Source organism: Sphingopyxis sp. SE2 (assembly GCF_032227185.1).
In the GTDB taxonomy this organism is placed as follows: domain Bacteria; phylum Pseudomonadota; class Alphaproteobacteria; order Sphingomonadales; family Sphingomonadaceae; genus Sphingopyxis.
In genome coordinates this window covers 602671-617669 of record NZ_JAPMXW010000001.1, presented here as the reverse complement: position 1 = coordinate 617669, position 14999 = coordinate 602671, and the positions used below count along the sequence as shown (strand labels likewise).

14 protein-coding genes are annotated in these 14999 nt (G+C 67.4%); 6 read left to right on the top strand and 8 right to left on the bottom strand.

Features of this window, described 5'->3' with window-relative positions:
- Window positions 1-27 precede the first annotated feature (27 nt).
- The 5 genes from gatB to OVY29_RS02755 all read right to left on the bottom strand — a co-directional run bounded on the left by gatB (window position 28) and on the right by OVY29_RS02755 (window position 5532).
- Window positions 28-1494, bottom strand: a complete 1467-nt coding sequence (gatB, locus tag OVY29_RS02775) for an Asp-tRNA(Asn)/Glu-tRNA(Gln) amidotransferase subunit GatB (protein WP_313910821.1) — start codon at window positions 1492-1494, stop codon at window positions 28-30.
- Window positions 1494-1772, bottom strand: a complete 279-nt coding sequence (locus tag OVY29_RS02770; RefSeq protein ID WP_313910820.1) for a hypothetical protein — start codon at window positions 1770-1772, stop codon at window positions 1494-1496. Before OVY29_RS02770 ends, gatB begins: the two co-directional genes overlap by 1 nt.
- On the bottom strand, window positions 1769-3250 hold the full coding sequence (gene gatA, locus OVY29_RS02765; protein WP_313910819.1) for an Asp-tRNA(Asn)/Glu-tRNA(Gln) amidotransferase subunit GatA: 1482 nt from the start codon (window positions 3248-3250) through the stop codon (window positions 1769-1771). The genes OVY29_RS02770 and gatA overlap by 4 nt, the downstream gene beginning before the upstream one ends.
- Window positions 3250-3552, bottom strand: coding sequence for an Asp-tRNA(Asn)/Glu-tRNA(Gln) amidotransferase subunit GatC (gatC, locus tag OVY29_RS02760; protein WP_313910818.1), 303 nt, complete (start codon window positions 3550-3552; stop codon window positions 3250-3252). The genes gatA and gatC overlap by 1 nt, the downstream gene beginning before the upstream one ends.
- 204 nt (window positions 3553-3756) lie before the next feature.
- Window positions 3757-5532, bottom strand: coding sequence for a DUF4153 domain-containing protein (locus tag OVY29_RS02755; RefSeq protein ID WP_313910817.1), 1776 nt, complete (start codon window positions 5530-5532; stop codon window positions 3757-3759).
- A 194-nt stretch (window positions 5533-5726) separates the two neighbouring features.
- Between OVY29_RS02755 and OVY29_RS02750 the strand changes: the two genes are divergently transcribed.
- From OVY29_RS02750 to OVY29_RS02730, 5 genes are all read left to right on the top strand, one after another.
- Window positions 5727-7019 (top strand): DUF3089 domain-containing protein, encoded by a 1293-nt coding sequence (locus OVY29_RS02750; protein WP_313910816.1) that lies wholly within the window; start codon window positions 5727-5729, stop codon window positions 7017-7019.
- 173 nt (window positions 7020-7192) lie between these two features.
- Window positions 7193-7651, top strand: coding sequence for a Holliday junction resolvase RuvX (ruvX, locus tag OVY29_RS02745; protein WP_313910815.1), 459 nt, complete (start codon window positions 7193-7195; stop codon window positions 7649-7651).
- 66 nt (window positions 7652-7717) lie between these two features.
- On the top strand, window positions 7718-8713 hold the full coding sequence (locus tag OVY29_RS02740) for an aspartate carbamoyltransferase catalytic subunit (RefSeq protein WP_313910814.1): 996 nt from the start codon (window positions 7718-7720) through the stop codon (window positions 8711-8713).
- A complete protein-coding gene (locus tag OVY29_RS02735; RefSeq protein WP_313910813.1) occupies window positions 8704-9927 on the top strand; it encodes a dihydroorotase in 1224 nt (407 codons plus the stop codon). The genes OVY29_RS02740 and OVY29_RS02735 overlap by 10 nt, the downstream gene beginning before the upstream one ends.
- 71 nt (window positions 9928-9998) lie before the next feature.
- Window positions 9999-10556 (top strand): DUF4189 domain-containing protein, encoded by a 558-nt coding sequence (locus OVY29_RS02730; protein WP_037553453.1) that lies wholly within the window; start codon window positions 9999-10001, stop codon window positions 10554-10556.
- 91 nt (window positions 10557-10647) lie between these two features.
- On the opposite strand, the gene OVY29_RS02725 is transcribed toward OVY29_RS02730, so the two are convergent.
- Genes OVY29_RS02725 through OVY29_RS02715 form a run of 3 tightly spaced genes read right to left on the bottom strand, consistent with a single transcriptional unit; the run spans window position 10648 to window position 13489 of the window.
- On the bottom strand, window positions 10648-12048 hold the full coding sequence (locus tag OVY29_RS02725; RefSeq protein ID WP_313910812.1) for an SPOR domain-containing protein: 1401 nt from the start codon (window positions 12046-12048) through the stop codon (window positions 10648-10650).
- 23 nt (window positions 12049-12071) lie between these two features.
- Entirely contained in the window at window positions 12072-12752 is a 681-nt protein-coding gene (locus tag OVY29_RS02720) for a hypothetical protein (RefSeq protein ID WP_313910811.1), read from the bottom strand.
- 14 nt (window positions 12753-12766) lie between these two features.
- Window positions 12767-13489 (bottom strand): ParA family protein, encoded by a 723-nt coding sequence (locus OVY29_RS02715; protein ID WP_136174082.1) that lies wholly within the window; start codon window positions 13487-13489, stop codon window positions 12767-12769.
- A 257-nt stretch (window positions 13490-13746) separates the two neighbouring features.
- Here OVY29_RS02715 and OVY29_RS02710 point away from each other — a divergent pair, with 257 nt between their 5' ends.
- Entirely contained in the window at window positions 13747-14985 is a 1239-nt protein-coding gene (locus OVY29_RS02710) for an SPOR domain-containing protein (protein ID WP_313910810.1), read from the top strand.
- Window positions 14986-14999 lie beyond the last annotated feature (14 nt).

Here is a 14999-nt window from a genome sequence, read left to right as displayed (position 1 = left end):
TCGCTGTGAACGCGATCACTTATTGGGTCAGCCGAGCGCCTTCTTCAGCAGTTCGTTGACGACCTGCGGGTTCGCCTTGCCCTGCATCGCCTTCATCGTCTGCCCGACAAAGAAGCCGAACAGGGCCTCCTTGCCGCCCTTATACTGCGTGACCTTGTCTCCATTGGCGGCGAGGACCTTGGCGATCTCGGCCTCGATCGCGCCGGTGTCGCTCGTCTGCTTCAGCCCTTCGCGATCGACGATCACGCCCGCCGCATCGCCGCTTTCGAGCATCTTTTCGAACACCGCCTTGGCGATCGTCCCCGAAATCGTGCCGTCGGCGACGAGCCCGAGCAGTTCGGCCGCCTGGGCGGGACTGACCGGCGAGTCCGAAATATCGCGGCCCAGACGGTTCAAGGCACCGAACAACTCGCTCGTCACCCAGTTCGCCGCTGCGACGGGCTTCGCACCCGCTTCGAGCAACGCGTCGAACCAGCGCGCCACCTCGACCTCGGCGGTCAGCACGTCGGCGTTATAGGCCGAAATCCCTTCGGCCAGATAGCGCGCGCGCTTGGCGTCGGGCAGTTCGGGCAGGCTCGCGCGGCATTCGGTCAGAAACGCATCGTCGAGTATGAGCGGCAGCAGGTCGGGATCGGGGAAATAGCGATAATCATGCGCATCTTCCTTCGACCGCATCGAGCGCGTCTCGTTGCGGTCGGGATCGTACAGCCGCGTTTCCTGCACCACGCTGCCGCCGCTTTCGATCAGCTCGACCTGGCGCTTCGCCTCGCCCTCGATCACCGCCATCACGAAGCGCACCGAATTGACGTTCTTCGTCTCGGTGCGCGTCCCGAATTCGTCGCCGGGCTTGCGAACCGACACGTTGACGTCGGCGCGCATCGAGCCCTCTTCCATATTGCCGTCGCACGACCCGACATAGCGCAGGATCGAGCGCAACTTGCGCACATAGGCCCCCGCCTCGGCGGGCGAGCGCATGTCGGGGCGCGAGACGATCTCCATCAGCGCGACGCCCGACCGGTTGAGGTCGACGTAGGACATCGTCGGATGCTGGTCGTGCATCAGCTTGCCCGCGTCCTGCTCGACATGGATGCGCTCGATTCCGATCACCTTGTCGGCGGGGATACCCGCCTTCTCATCGGCTGCGATCGTCAGCGAACCCTCGCCGACAAGCGGATGATAAAGCTGCGAAATCTGGTAACCCTGCGGCAAGTCGGCGTAGAAATAATTCTTGCGGTCGAAGCGCGACCATTTGTTGATCTCGGCCTCGATCGCCATTCCCGTGCGCACCGCCTGGCGGATACACTCGCGGTTCGGCACCGGCAGCATCCCCGGCATCGCGGCGTCGACCAGCGACACCTGCGTGTTGGGCTCGGCCCCGAACGCCGTCGCGGCGCCCGAGAACAGCTTGGCGTTGGAGGTGACCTGCGCATGGACCTCGAGGCCGATCACGACCTCCCACTCGCCGGTTTCGCCCTTGATGCGATAGTCGCTCATTATTCCATCAAGTCCTTCGATATCTCCGCAGAACCGGAGAATATTTCCTCTGCGCCATCGTTCTGAATCGTCACATTCACCAACCCGTCAAAAGGTCCGGTATGTCTTTTCGACATGGTAACTTTCCAACCGGAGAATTCACCCGGTCCGACGACTCCCACCAATTGATCTCCGCTGCGTTCAGCAATGGCTGTAAACTCACTTGGTGTTTCGACGGTGCCAGCCCCGTCCGTCCAGCCCCATCCATAGACGGGCTTAACGGACAGGTTCAAACTCACCACCACTTCTCCGCACGCGCCGTGAAGCCCGCCCGCTCCTCAATCGCCAGCCCCGCATTGAGCACGCCCTGCTCGTCGAACGCCTTGCCGATGATCTGCAGGCCCAGCGGCAGCCCTTCGCGGTTCAGCGCCGCGGGGACCGACATCGCGGGCAGCCCGGCAAGGCTCGCGGGCACCGCGAACACGTCGTTCAGATACATCGCCAGCGGATCGGCGGTCTTTTCGCCCAGCCCGAACGCCGCCGACGGTGCGGTCGGCGCGAGGATGACGTCGCACGAGGCAAAAGCCTGTTCGAAATCGCGCGCGATCAGCGTCCGCACCTTCTGCGCCTGCGTGTAATAGGCGTCGTAGAAGCCCGCCGACAGCACATAGGTGCCGATCATGATGCGGCGCTTGACCTCGGGCCCGAAGCCGTCGGCGCGCGTCGCGGCATACATATCCTGCAACCCCGCGCCCTGCGGCAGGTCGCGCAAACCGTACCGCACGCCGTCATAGCGTGCGAGGTTCGACGACGCCTCGGCGGGCGCGATGATATAATAGGCCGGCAGCGCATATTTGGTGTGCGGCAGGCTGATCTCGATGACCTCGGCCCCCGCATCCTTCAGCATCGCAATGCCCGCATCCCACATCGCGTCGATGTCGGGGTCGATGCCCTCAAGCCGATATTCCTTGGGAATACCGACCGTCTTGCCCTTGAGATCGCTTGACAAAGCCGCTTCCCAATTGGGCACCGCCATATCGAGGCTGGTCGCATCCTTCGGATCGAAGCCCGCCATATTCTCGAGCATGATCGCGCAGTCGCGGACATCGCGCGCCATCGGCCCCGCCTGATCGAGCGAGCTGGCGAAGGCGACAATGCCCCAGCGCGAGCAGCGGCCATAGGTCGGCTTGATCCCCGAAATGCCGGTGAAGGCCGCGGGCTGGCGGATCGAACCGCCGGTGTCGGTCCCTGTCGCCGCCGGGCAGAGCCGCGCCGCGATCGCCGATGAAGACCCGCCCGACGACCCGCCCGGCGCGAGCGCCGCATTGCCGCCGTCGTTGCGCTTCCACGGGCTGATGACGGTGCCGAAATAGCTCGTCTCGTTCGACGACCCCATCGCGAACTGGTCGAGGTTCAGCTTGCCGAGCATGCCGCAACCCGCGTCCCACAATTTCTGCGAAACGGTCGATTCATAGCGCGGCACGAAGCCTTCGAGCATATGGCTCGCGGCGGTCGTCTGCACCCCGTTGGTGCAGAACAGGTCCTTCATCCCGATCGGCACGCCCGACAAGGGCTTCAGCGTCCCCGCGGCGCGGTCGGCGTCGGCCGCCTTCGCCGCCGTCAGCGCATGATCGGGCGTCTCGACGATGAACGCGTTCAATGCCTTCGCCCCCGCGACATTGGCGTTGAACGCCTCGGCGACCTCGACGGCGCTGAAATTGCCCGCGCGGTGCCCGTCGCGGATCTGCGCGACGGTCAGGTTGGTCAGGTCGGTCATTATTCGATCACCTTCGGCACGCCGAAGAAGCCGTGCTGCGGCGCGGGCGCATTGGCGAGGACATCGTCGCGGCGGTTGCCGCCGGTCAGCGGGTCGGCATCGACGACATCGTCGCGCAGCCGCAGCGTGTTCGGGATCACCGCGGTCATCGGCTCGATCCCGGTCACATCGACCTCGCCGAGTTGCTCGACCCAGCCCAAAATGCCGTTGAGTTCGCCTTCCATCGCGGCGGCCTCGGCATCGCTGATCGCGATGCGCGCCAGCGACGCGATTTTCCTTACTGTTGCCTGATCGATTGACATGATCGCCCTAACTTTAACGAAGCCGCGCCGCTAGCATCCCCGCCGGATCGCATCAACCATGATCCTCCCTGTGGCGAAGCCATGGGGAGGGGGACCGCTCGCGAAGCGAGTGGTGGTGGGGCCGCAACGTCGCGCTACCGCCCCTCCGTCAGCGGCTGCGCCGCTGCCACCTCCCCATGGCTCCGCCACAGGGACGAACAAAACTCAATCGAACGTCCCCGATTCCGGCTCCCCGTTCACCAGCACGCGGCGCTGCGTCACCGTCTCGACCTCGATCCGCGCCGTCGACAGGTCGACCGCCCGCCTTTTCGCGGGCACGGGCTTCGCCCAATCGCCCTGCACCCATTGTCCGGCGTCATTTTGCGTCACGAAGTCGAAATTCAGCGCATCGCCCGGCTCATTCTGCCCCAGCACGCCGATCCTTTTGTCGTCGAGCCACAGCGCGACGCACGCCTTGGCGCGGCTGCACATGTAGCTCGCCGAAATCCGGTCGAGCGCTTCGGCGGGCAAGGCGCGGCCCTCGGGAATGATACGCAACCGCTCGGCCAACGGCTTCAGCAGCAGCGCGCCGCGCGGTCCGCTCAGGTCCCAGCGGTTCTTCGCCGCCAGCGCCGCCTCCGCGGCGTCGGCGCGCTCCTTCCGCGGCGAACGCGCCACCTCCGCCAGCGCCGCGCGCCCGCTCGGCCCAAAATCGAACGCCAGCGCCGCCCAGTCGAACTTCTCGACCGGCGTCGCTCCCGATTTCAGCCGGGCGAGCTGGTCGCGCGTCGAAATCGCCCCGAAATCGAGGATCGGCAACGCAAGGAACAGCGCGAGCAGCGCCAGCCCGATCGCCAGCTTCTGCTGCATCGGCCGCAGCAGGTCGTCGAAATCGCGTCGCCCGCGCGCCACCGCCCACAGCCCCGCGATGCCATAAGCGAGCGCGATCAGCGCCGCGATCACGCCCCAGATGCGCTCGGGGGTCCAGCCATATTGGACCACGCGCAGGTGCATCGAATAAAAGGCGATCGCGGCGAGCGGCAGCACCGCGATCGCCAGCACCGGCGCCGCCCAGCGTAGCGCGGGGCTCGTCGCGCGGTCGTCGCCGCCGTTGCCGATCACCGCATTGGCGAGCAGCACCGCGAACGCCGCCACCGCCATCATCACCGCCGCGGTCGAAAAGCCCGAATCCCACAGCTTCTGCAGCCCCGTTCCCGCGAGCGAAAGCAGGAACAGCACCAATGCGACCGCGAGCACCGGCGCGAGCACCGCGAGCACGATCATCACCAGCCGCTGCAGCGTCGCGACCAGCTTGTCGCGCTCGCGCAGCAGGCCCACCGCGCCGCCGAACGCCGCGCCCGCGAGCATCCAGCCGAACCATTCGTCGTTCAAGAGGTCGAAGATCAGGTTGATCCCGATCAGCTTGAACATCTGCCCGATCAGCACCGTCAGCAAAAAAGTGATGCCGACGAACGCGAGGCTCGCCGCGCCGATCACCGCGTCGGTCCACGCATGGCTGTGCAGCCGCGCGTACGGCATCTGCCACAGCTTCCAGAAGCGCCAGTCGGGCGCGACGTCGCGCCGCGTCTGGAACAGCGGGGTCGCGACGAGCACCGCGAGAATCCCCGACCAGAAGGGCCATTCGACCGGATTGCCCTGGATATTATAAGCCGCGGTCGTCCGCGCGATCAGCCCGAGGATCACGCCCCAGCTGAGCGCGAAGCCCAGCGCCCAGTGCCAGCGGCGTCGTTCGACTCCGAGCACGAACACCACCGTCGCCGCCGCGATCCCCGTCGCCAGCGCGCTCCGCCAATGCGCGAGCGCATCGTCATAATGATGGTCGATCAGCAGGTGAAAGGCGAGCCCCGCGGCGGCGCAGATCGCCGCCATGATCCACGGGCGCAGCGGCCAGGGCGGATCGCTGTCGTCGAGACGCGCGGAGACATGGGACGGTCTGAGGGGCGAATCGGCGGCGGCGCCGGCTGCTACTGCATCGGTCATGCCGACATCTGGGCTTGTTTCACGGCGCGCGGCAAGCCAAATGCGCGTCTCTAGACACCGTGAACCTCCCCCTTTTCCGTTCGCATCGAGCGAAGTCGAGATGCCCCGCGGTCACGCACTGGCGACGGGTGTCTCGACTTCGCTCGACATGAACGGCTAGAATGGGAGCAATTCCTCTCCCATGGAGCCCCCATTTGGCCCGCAAGTTCCTCTACTTCATCGCCGCGATCATCCTCCTCATCCTTGCCGCCGGGGTCGTGTACCAGCTTTTCCCGGGCTGGATCGCGCGCACCGCCTTCGTCCCCAGCACCGAGTTCAAGCCGCAGGCCGCGGTCGCGCCCAACGCCTATGACGACCCCAAAATGTGGTTCGCGCGGCCGGGGATGGAAAAGGATCCCTCGGCCTGGCGTCCCGCCTCCGACGGCAGCGAAACCCCCGGCACCGAGCTTCCGGACGAAAAGACGGCCGGCCGGCTGATCCCGCCCGCCAAGGCGGCCGAGGCTGCCGCCGAAGCCCCCTTCCCCAAGGGCAACGCCGCGGTCTTTTTCGTCCATCCGACCAGCTATTACAGCCGCTCGAGCTGGAACGCCCCGCTCGAGGATCGCGATTCGGACCACCGCGCCAATCTGTTCGTGCAGGGCATGGCGAGCGCCTTTGCCGATGCCGGCGAAATCTGGGCGCCCCGCTATCGCCAGGCGACGCTCGGCGCTTTTCTCGCGCAGGACCGCGTCACCGCGGGCAAGGCGATCGATTCCGCCTATCGCGACGTCGAGGAAGCGTTCGACGCCTTCCTCGCCGCGCAGCCGAAGGACAAGCCGATCATCCTCGCCGGCCACAGCCAGGGCGCGCTCCATCTCACCACCCTGCTCCGCACGAAGATCGCAGGCACCCCGCTCGCGAAACGCATCGTCGCCGCCTATATCATCGGCTGGCCGGTCAGCCTCGACACCGACATCGCCGGCCTCGGCCTCCCCGCCTGCCGGACCCCCGAACAACAGGGCTGCATCCTCGGCTGGGCGAGTTTCGCCGACCCCGCCGACCCGGCGATGGTCACCGACGCCTATGACGGCACCATCGGCTTCGACGGCCGCCCGCGCGCCGAAACGCGGATGCTCTGCACCAACCCGCTCACCGGCGTTCCCGATACCGCCGCGCCGCCCGAGGCGAATATCGGTACGCTCAAGCCCACCACCGGCTTCAAGTCGGGATCGCTGGTCGCGGGCAAGATCGGCGCCACATGCGACGACACGCGAGGCTTCCTGATGATCGGCGACGCCGATATCGCGAAGAATTATGTCGTCGCGGGCTATGTGCTCCCCGGCAACAACTATCACGTCTACGACATCACCCTCTTCTGGGCGAACGTCCGCGCCGACGCGCTCCGCCGGCTTGCCACCTATGAAGGCAAGCCGTCGCCCGTGCCGCCCCCGGCGGCACCGCTGGAGCCGGCGACGCCCACTACTCCCCCTCCGTCACCCCGGACCTGATCCGGGGTCCAGCTCTCAACCCGCTCGCCTCCTCACCTAAATCGTCATCCCGGCGAAGGCCGGGATCTCACTCTGGCATCCTGACACACCGGCGAGATCCCGGCCTTCGCCAGGATGACGGAACGGTGGTGATGTCTTTCATTCAAAGGCGATCATGTTCTAGAGAGGCCGTGATGATCACCACCGCCGCCCCCGAATTTGCCGCCAATTTCCCGAACGGCGGCCGTCTCGCGGGGCTCGACGTCGGCACCAAGACGATCGGCGTCGCCTTCTGCGACACGAACTGGAGCTTCGCGACCCCCGACAAGACGATCCTCCGCAAGAAATTCTCGGTCGACTTCGAAACGCTCAAGGCGCTGATCACACAGCACAATATCGTCGGCCTCGTCGTCGGCCTCCCCCTCAACATGGACGGCAGCGACAGCCCGCGCACCCAAAGCACCCGCGCCTTCGCGCGCAACCTCGCGCCGCTCGGCCTTCCGCTTCTGCTCTGGGACGAGCGCTGGTCGACCGCCGCGGTCGAGCGCGCGATGATCGCCGCCGACGTCAGCCGCGCCAAGCGCACGACACGCGTCGACAGCGCGGCGGCGGCGTTCATCCTGCAAGGCGCGATCGACGCGATGACGCGCTGATCCTCCCCCAACGGGGAGGATCTTCGCTTGCCAGAATCGCCCCCCGCACCTAAACGCTCCCCTTTAATGACAAGCTCCACCACCCGACCCGCCAGCGACTATCCGCCCGGCGGCGATGCTTTTCGCCATCGCCACCTCACCGGTATCGCCCCGCTCACCCCGTGGGAGATTTCCTACGTGCTCGACGCCGCCGAAGAGTGGGTCGAACTCAACCGCAGCGGCGCGTCGAAACATGACGACCGGCTCGCGGGCCTCACCATCATCAACGCCTTTTTCGAAAATTCGACCCGCACGCTTCTCTCCTTCGAGATCGCGGGCAAGCGCCTCGGCGCCGACGTCGTCAACATGCACGCGGCTCAGTCGAGCGTGAAAAAGGGCGAGACGCTGATCGACACCGCGATGACATTGAACGCGATGCGCGCCGATGCGATCGTCATTCGCCACGCCTCGTCGGGCGCGGTCCAGCTCATCGCCGACAAGGTCGACTGCCCCGTCCTCAACGCCGGCGACGGCCGCCACGAGCATCCGACGCAGGCGCTGCTCGACGCGCTGACGATCCGCCGCCGCCTCGGCCGCGTCGAGGGGCTCACGATCGCTATCTGCGGCGACGTCCTTCACAGCCGCGTCGCGCGCTCGAACATCCTCGCGCTGACGCTGCTCGGCAACGAGGTGCGCGTCGTCGCGCCGCCCACGCTCATCCCGCCCGCGATGGAGCGGATGCACGCCACCACCTTCACCGACATGGATGAAGGAATCAAAGACGCCGACGTCGTGATGATGCTCCGCCTCCAGAACGAGCGCATGGACGGCGCCTACCTCCCCTCGGCGCGCGAATATCACGCGCTCTACGGCCTCACGCCGAAGCGGCTCGAAAAGGCGAAGCCCGACGCCATCGTCATGCACCCCGGTCCGATGAACCGCGGGGTCGAAATCGACAGCAGCATCGCCGACGATCCCGCGCGCTCGACGATCACCGAACAGGTCGAAATGGGGGTCGCCGTCCGCATGGCGTGCCTCGACATATTGACGCGCCGCCAGCGGGGGGTCCCGGGATGGAACTGAGGCCGCTCCACATCGTAGGTGCCCAGTTGATCGACGGCGACACGCCGCGCTCGGGCAGCCTGCTCGCGGTCGACGGCCGCATCGCCGCCATCGATCCGACCGAAGTCCCCGACGGAACCGAAACCATCGACGCCAAGGGCCAATGGCTCGCCCCCGGCATCATCGACCTCGGCGTCTTCGCGACCGACAAGCCCGCCTTCCACTTCGGCGGCATCACGCGCGCCGCACTGATGCCCGACAGCGGCCCGCTCGACGGCGCCGGCCTCGTCGAGCGCGCCGCCAAAGGCGGCAAGCCCGATCTCTGGGTCCACCCGCTCGCCGCCGCCACGAAAGGGTTGGAGGGCAAAGAACTCGCCGAAATCGGCCTGATGAAGCAGGCGGGCGCGCGCGCCGTCGCCACCGGCCGCGGTCGCATCGCCGACAGCGGCGTGATGCGCCGCGTCCTCGCTTATGCCGCCTCGCTCGGCCTCGTCACGATCATCCATGCCGAGGATGAAGGCCTCACCGCCGGCGCGGTCGCAACCGACGGCGAAATGGCGACGCGCCTTGGCCTCGCCTCGGCCCCCGCGATCGCCGAGGCGATGGCGGTCGCGCGCGACCTCGCGCTCGTCGAGGAAACCGGCGCCCCCGTCCATTTTCGCCAGGTCACCACCGCGCGCGGGCTCGACCTGATCCGCGCCGCGAAAGCGAAGGGGCTCCCCGTCCGCTGCGGCATCACCCCTGCGCACCTGCTGCTCTCCGACACCGCGATCGGCGATTTCCGCACCTTCGCGCGCCTGTCGCCGCCGCTGCGCAGCGAGGACGACCGCCACGCCTGCCTCGCCGCGATCAAGGACGGCACGATCGACATCCTGTCGTCGGGCCACGACCCGCGCGGCCCCGAGGACAAGCGCCTCCCCTTCGCCGAGGCTTTGCCCGGCATGGCGGGCGCCGAAACCCTGCTCGCGCTTGGCCTCGGCCTCGTCCGCGACGGCCATGTCTCGCCCGGCCGCCTGTTCGAACTGCTCGCGGCGACTCCGGCCTCCCTTCTCGGCGTCGACGCCGGCAGCCTCGCGGTGGGCATGGAAGCCGACCTCATCCTCGTCGACGACGGCACGCCGTGGCAGGTCGATGCGAAGAAAATGGCCGCCTGGGCGGGCAACACGCCCTTCGACGGCATGCCGGTACAGGGCCGCGCGACGATGATGTGGAAGGGCGGGTTGCGGATACGCTGATACAGGCTTTATCTCGCTGATTTAATTCGATACCCCTCGGACAGGTTTGGATAAACAGCGAGGATGACCCCATGCGCCGTCTTGCCGTGCCAGCTCTTCTCTCCGCCCTCCTCGCGCCCGCCGCGGCCGCGCAGATGCAACCCGTCCAGGGCATCCCCTGCGCGCAAGGGCTCCCCTGCAACGCCCCGCCGCCGCAGGTGCTGCAACAAATCTATGGTGACGCCCGCCCCCCGGCCGCGCCCGGGCAGGTCATCCCCTTCGCGCAGGAAAAACAGGAATATGTCGGCGGCTATATGGTCAACAGCTTCGCCGCGATCGCCTTCTGGCGCTCGGCGTCGGGCCAGCCCGGCTATAGCTATGGCGCGCTGCGCGGCGACAGCCGCGAGCAAGCCGAACAATATGCGATGACGGCGTGCCACGAGGCGGGCGGCCGGGACTGCGTCGTTGGCTTATGGGGCGGCAATGGCCATTTCGCGATCGCGCGCGACAAGGAAGGGCAATATTATGCCGGCTTCGCGGGCACGCCCGGCGGCGCGAAACGTTCGGTGATGGGCAGTTGCAAGAGCGTGGGTGCCAAATGCAAGGTCGTCGAGACGCTCGAAAGCATGCCCTATTTCTTTCGCTTCTGACCCTCGGCAGCCGTCGTTTGCGGCCGCCTTATAATGCAAAAGAGGCGCGGCCTCGCGGCCACGCCCCTCCCCCTTTTCCGGAAAATCTGCCCTATCGCGATGCGAGCCGCATCGAACCCGCCTTCGCCGCCCACTGGATCGTCTCGCCGCCGCCCATCGCGCGGATGAAGCAGGTCTGGCCCTGTGCTTTCAGCTGATTGCACAGGCTCGTCGCGTCGGTGCGCGAGGCGAGGCCGTTGACCGTCAGGCGATAGTAAGTGCGGCCCTTGATCGTCGCGGCATGGCTCGACGCCGGGAAATTCCCGAGCATGTTGTTGCGCTTTTTCAGCGTGCCCCATTTTTCCTTGGCGATCGCCAGGCTGTCGTAAGCGCCCAATTGCACCGCCCAGCCGTCGGGATTTTTCGCGTCGAAACCCATCGCCTTGGGGATCAGCACCGTCGCGAGTTCGAGCGCCTGTTGCTGCGCGGGCCGGATGCGCCCCTCGCCCTGGGCGCGCGGCGCGGCGCGATAGGGTGCGGTTTCGGCAAGGATCATCTCGCCAGCCGGCGTCGGCTGCGGCAATTCGGTGACCGGCACGACGCCGCCCTTGGTGCGCACCGGCATCGGCAATTCGACGCTGCGGATCGTGCTGCCCGCATCTGCGAGCACCGGCGGCGGCGGCGCATAGTCGGCGACCGGTGCCGGATCGGCACTGGCGAGCACAGCAGGCGCGCTGACCGGCTCGGCGGCCGCCATTTGCGTATCGGCGAAATTGCTGAGCGCGAGGCGGACCGGCATCCCCGCGTCCTGCTGCGCCTCGGTGCCGATCAGGCCCGCGACGCGGACCTGCGCGTTCGGCTGTTCGGCGAGTTTCGACCATTCGGCCATCCGGCCTTCGAGCTTGTCGAGCGACAGATCCTGCGACGCGACAATGCGCGCCTGTGCCCAGCGGCCCGACAGCGCGAGCGCCAGCGCGAAATTCTGCCGCGTCCGCGCCTCGGCGCCCTCGGCGCGCGCGGCTTGGCCCAGCACATAGAGCGATCCTTCGGCGTCGCCCGCGAGGGCCAGCGCCAGCCCCAGGTCCGACGCGGGAACCGTGTCGCGATGCCGCGTCAATAGCGACACCGCCTCGGCATTCTTGCCCTGCGCGATCTGCGACAGCGTCAGCGACAGGATCGTGTTGCTGTCCGTCGCACCGAGTTCCATCGCCTCGGTCAGCGCCGCGCTCGCCGAAGCAAAGCGGCCGTCATTAAGGTAAGCCTGTCCCAGCAGCGCACGAAAGCCCGCATCGCGCGGGCTGCCCGCGACCGCGGCTTCGGCAAGGCCGACGGCCTTGCTCGCTTTGCCGGCTTCGAGCGCGGCGCGCGCCTTGTCGGCCGATTTGGCGGCAAGCGCGGGCGTTCCGGCGGCGCGCGACGGCGCATCGGCCATCTTGCCCATGCCGCTGCATCCGGTCGCCACGCCGAGGACGAAGCCCGAAAGGGCCAGCTTCTTCAGCAACTTGCGGTTCATGACGGGTCCCCCTCTTATGTCTTTCAGCGCGACCCGCGCGCCGGGCGCGCGGCCGGCAGGCGGCTCGCCATCGCGTCGATTTCGGGCAGCGACGCCAGATATTCGTCGAGCAGATCGGTCAGGATCACCTGCGACGACCGGTTCGTCACCGCGCTCGCAAGGCGCAGACGCAAATGGCGCTCGGCGTCGAGGCGCAGCGTGAAGGCCGCCTTTTCGCGGGCCCGCAGCGCGCGCGGCGCCTTTTCCTTCTTCGGCGCGGCCTCAGGACGCGCTTCGACCTTGCGCGCCACCGCGGCGACGCGTTCGATCAGCGATTCCTGCTGGCGGACGACCTCGGGGACTTCGTGCGTTTCGGCCTCGAACTGGTCGGCGCCATAGTCGTCGGTCGGCCCGGTATATTCGGCCGAAAACTCCTGCGCCGGCTCGAGATGCGCGCTGTCGTCGACCGCATGTTCGGCCTCGATGTTATGCGCCGGCACCGATCCGGTGAGCAAGGGCTTGAGGTCGAGCATCCGCGCGGGTTCGGCCGACTGGTCGGGGTCGACATCATAGCCCATGTCGTTCCAGCCGAGGTCGTCATAACCCATGCTGTTCAGCGGTGCGGGGCCGCTGCCGAGCGGCTGGCGGCGCATCGCCGGACGCGCTCCGCCCTTGCGCGCCAGAAGTCCGGCGCTCAGCGATGCGAGGGGTTTCGGTTCGCCCATGGTTCCCGCTCCCGTCACTGACCGGCGATGCGGCGGCCGAAGCCACCGCCCATCGGGCGGACCGCGCCGTAATTGCCCTGCGTCGGGACCGGTGCGGCAAAGATCGTGCGGCGGAAATTCTTTTCGAGGCGATCGTTCATATAGGTCCACAGCTGGCGGATTTCGTCGGCCGAGCGTCCGTTGGGGTCGACCTCCATCACCGTGCGGCCGTCAATCATCGACGCGGCATAATCGGTGCGGTGGTGCAACGTGACCGGGGCGACCGTGCCGTGCTGCGACAGCGCAACCGCGGCCTCGCTGGTGATTTTCGCTTTCGGGGTGGCGGCGTTGACGACGAACACCAGCGGCTTGCCCGCGCGTTCGCACAGGTCGACGGTGGCGCCGACGGCGCGGAGGTCATGTGGGCTGGGCCGCGTCGGGACGACGATCAGCTCGGCGACCGAAATCACGCTCTGGATCGCCATGGTGATCGCCGGCGGGGTGTCGATGACGGCGAGCTTGAAGCCCTGCTGGCGCAGGATTTCAAGGTCGGAGGCGAGCCGCGCGACCGTGGTCTGGGCAAAGGCCGGAAGGTCGGTTTCGCGCTCGTTCCACCAGTCGGCGAGCGAGCCCTGCGGGTCGATGTCGATCAGGACGACCGGGCCGGCGCCGGCAAGCTGCGCCTGCACCGCCAGATGCCCCGACAAGGTGGTTTTACCCGACCCGCCTTTCTGTGAAGCCAATGCCAATACGCGCACTGCGTTACCCCCTCGGAAATCCAAAAATCGGCGAAGGGATGCCATGCGGGGCGCTAAAATTGGGTTAACGATGATAAAAAGAGGGTGAACGACTTGCTCGCGAATATGGTAAACAACCCCTCAAGACCAACTTGTCCCAGAACGGATCAAGTTCGGCGCACCGCATTTTGTCGCTAACGCCGTGTTAGCCAATTGGCGCTATGAAGCATCCGGGGACTGCAGCCGCTGTCATGCCGCGCAAGTCATTGGAGAATAAGATGCGTTCGTTCCGCACCGCCGTTTCACTGGCCCTGCCGCTCGCCCTTGCGTCGATGCTGGCGGCGCCCGCCCATGCCGACGTCAAGGACGGCGTCGATGCGTGGCAGGCGGGCAATTATCAGGCGGCGGTCGCCGAATGGCGCCCGCTCGCGATCGCCGGCGATGCCGACGCGCAGTTCAATCTCGGCCAGGCGTATAAGCTCGGCCGCGGCGTGCCGACCGATCTGGGCCAAGCCGAAGCCTGGTATCGCCGCGCCGCGAAGCAGGGGCATCTGCAAGCGGAGGACAATCTCGGCCTCGTCCTCTTCACCGCGAACCGGCGCGAAGAGGCGATGACCTTCATCACCCGCTCGGCCGCACGCGGCGAACCGCGCGCCCAATATGTTCTGGGCACCGCGCACTTCAACGGCGACCTCGCGGCGCAGGACTGGCCGCGCGCTTATGCACTCACCAAGCGCGCGAGCGACGCCGGGCTCGCCATCGCCTCGGCGCGCCTCGTCCAGCTCGACAATCTGATCCCGCTCGAGCAGCGCCAGCGCGGCCTCGCGATGATTCCCGACATCGAGCGCGGCGAACAGCAGGCGCGCCTCGCCGCGGTCAGCGCAGCGGCACCGGCCACGCCGAAACCCGCGCCCGCATCTCCGATCAAGACGGCGAGCCTGCCCGCCTCGACCCCCGGTACCAGCTACACGCCGCCGCCGGTGATCAAGGCACAGCCCGCGCCGCCATCCGCCGCGAAGCTTCCCGAACCGATCCGCAGCGTCGCCGTGCCGCCCTCGCCCGTCGCCAGCGCCGCGGCGGCGGCGGCGGCCGAAGCGACCGCCGACGCCGTCGCCGCGACCGGCCAGCCGGGCACGACCTACGCGCCGCCGCCCGCAAGCGGCCCGCTGCCGTCGGCGCCCGCCCCGGCACCGGCAAAACCCGCCAAGGCCGAACCCGCGCCGGCCAAATCCGAACCGGTCAAGGCGGTCCCCGCCCCCGTTCGCGTCCACAGCGGTGCCGCCGCCAGCCCGTGGCGCGCCCAGCTCGGCGCCTTCGGCGTCGACGGCAATGCGCGCAAACTCTGGGCGACGCTCGAAAAGAAGAATCCGGCCTTCGCCGGACGCCAGCCCTATCTGGTCAAGGGCGGCAAGCTCACCCGCCTCCAGGCCGGCGGCTTCGCGAACAAGGGCGAGGCCGAAAGCTTCTGCGCGGCGCTGCGCAAGGACGGCCAGCCATGTCTGGTCGTCGATAAATAGGCGGCGAAGCGGCG

Excerpts from the sequence above, each read along its gene's own strand:
- gatB (WP_313910821.1), bottom strand. The coding sequence starts at position 1,494 with ATGAGCGACTATCGCATCAAGGGCGAAACCGGCGAGTGGGAGGTCGTG.
- gatA (WP_313910819.1), bottom strand. The coding sequence starts at position 3,250 with ATGACCGACCTGACCAACCTGACCGTCGCGCAGATCCGCGACGGGCAC.
- gatC (WP_313910818.1), bottom strand. The coding sequence starts at position 3,552 with ATGTCAATCGATCAGGCAACAGTAAGGAAAATCGCGTCGCTGGCGCGC.
- OVY29_RS02755 (WP_313910817.1), bottom strand. The coding sequence starts at position 5,532 with ATGACCGATGCAGTAGCAGCCGGCGCCGCCGCCGATTCGCCCCTCAGA.
- ruvX (WP_313910815.1), top strand. The coding sequence starts at position 7,193 with ATGATCACCACCGCCGCCCCCGAATTTGCCGCCAATTTCCCGAACGGC.
- OVY29_RS02740 (WP_313910814.1), top strand. The coding sequence starts at position 7,718 with ATGACAAGCTCCACCACCCGACCCGCCAGCGACTATCCGCCCGGCGGC.
- OVY29_RS02735 (WP_313910813.1), top strand. The coding sequence starts at position 8,704 with ATGGAACTGAGGCCGCTCCACATCGTAGGTGCCCAGTTGATCGACGGC.
- OVY29_RS02730 (WP_037553453.1), top strand. The coding sequence starts at position 9,999 with ATGCGCCGTCTTGCCGTGCCAGCTCTTCTCTCCGCCCTCCTCGCGCCC.
- OVY29_RS02725 (WP_313910812.1), bottom strand. The coding sequence starts at position 12,048 with ATGAACCGCAAGTTGCTGAAGAAGCTGGCCCTTTCGGGCTTCGTCCTC.
- OVY29_RS02720 (WP_313910811.1), bottom strand. The coding sequence starts at position 12,752 with ATGGGCGAACCGAAACCCCTCGCATCGCTGAGCGCCGGACTTCTGGCG.
- OVY29_RS02710 (WP_313910810.1), top strand. The coding sequence starts at position 13,747 with ATGCGTTCGTTCCGCACCGCCGTTTCACTGGCCCTGCCGCTCGCCCTT.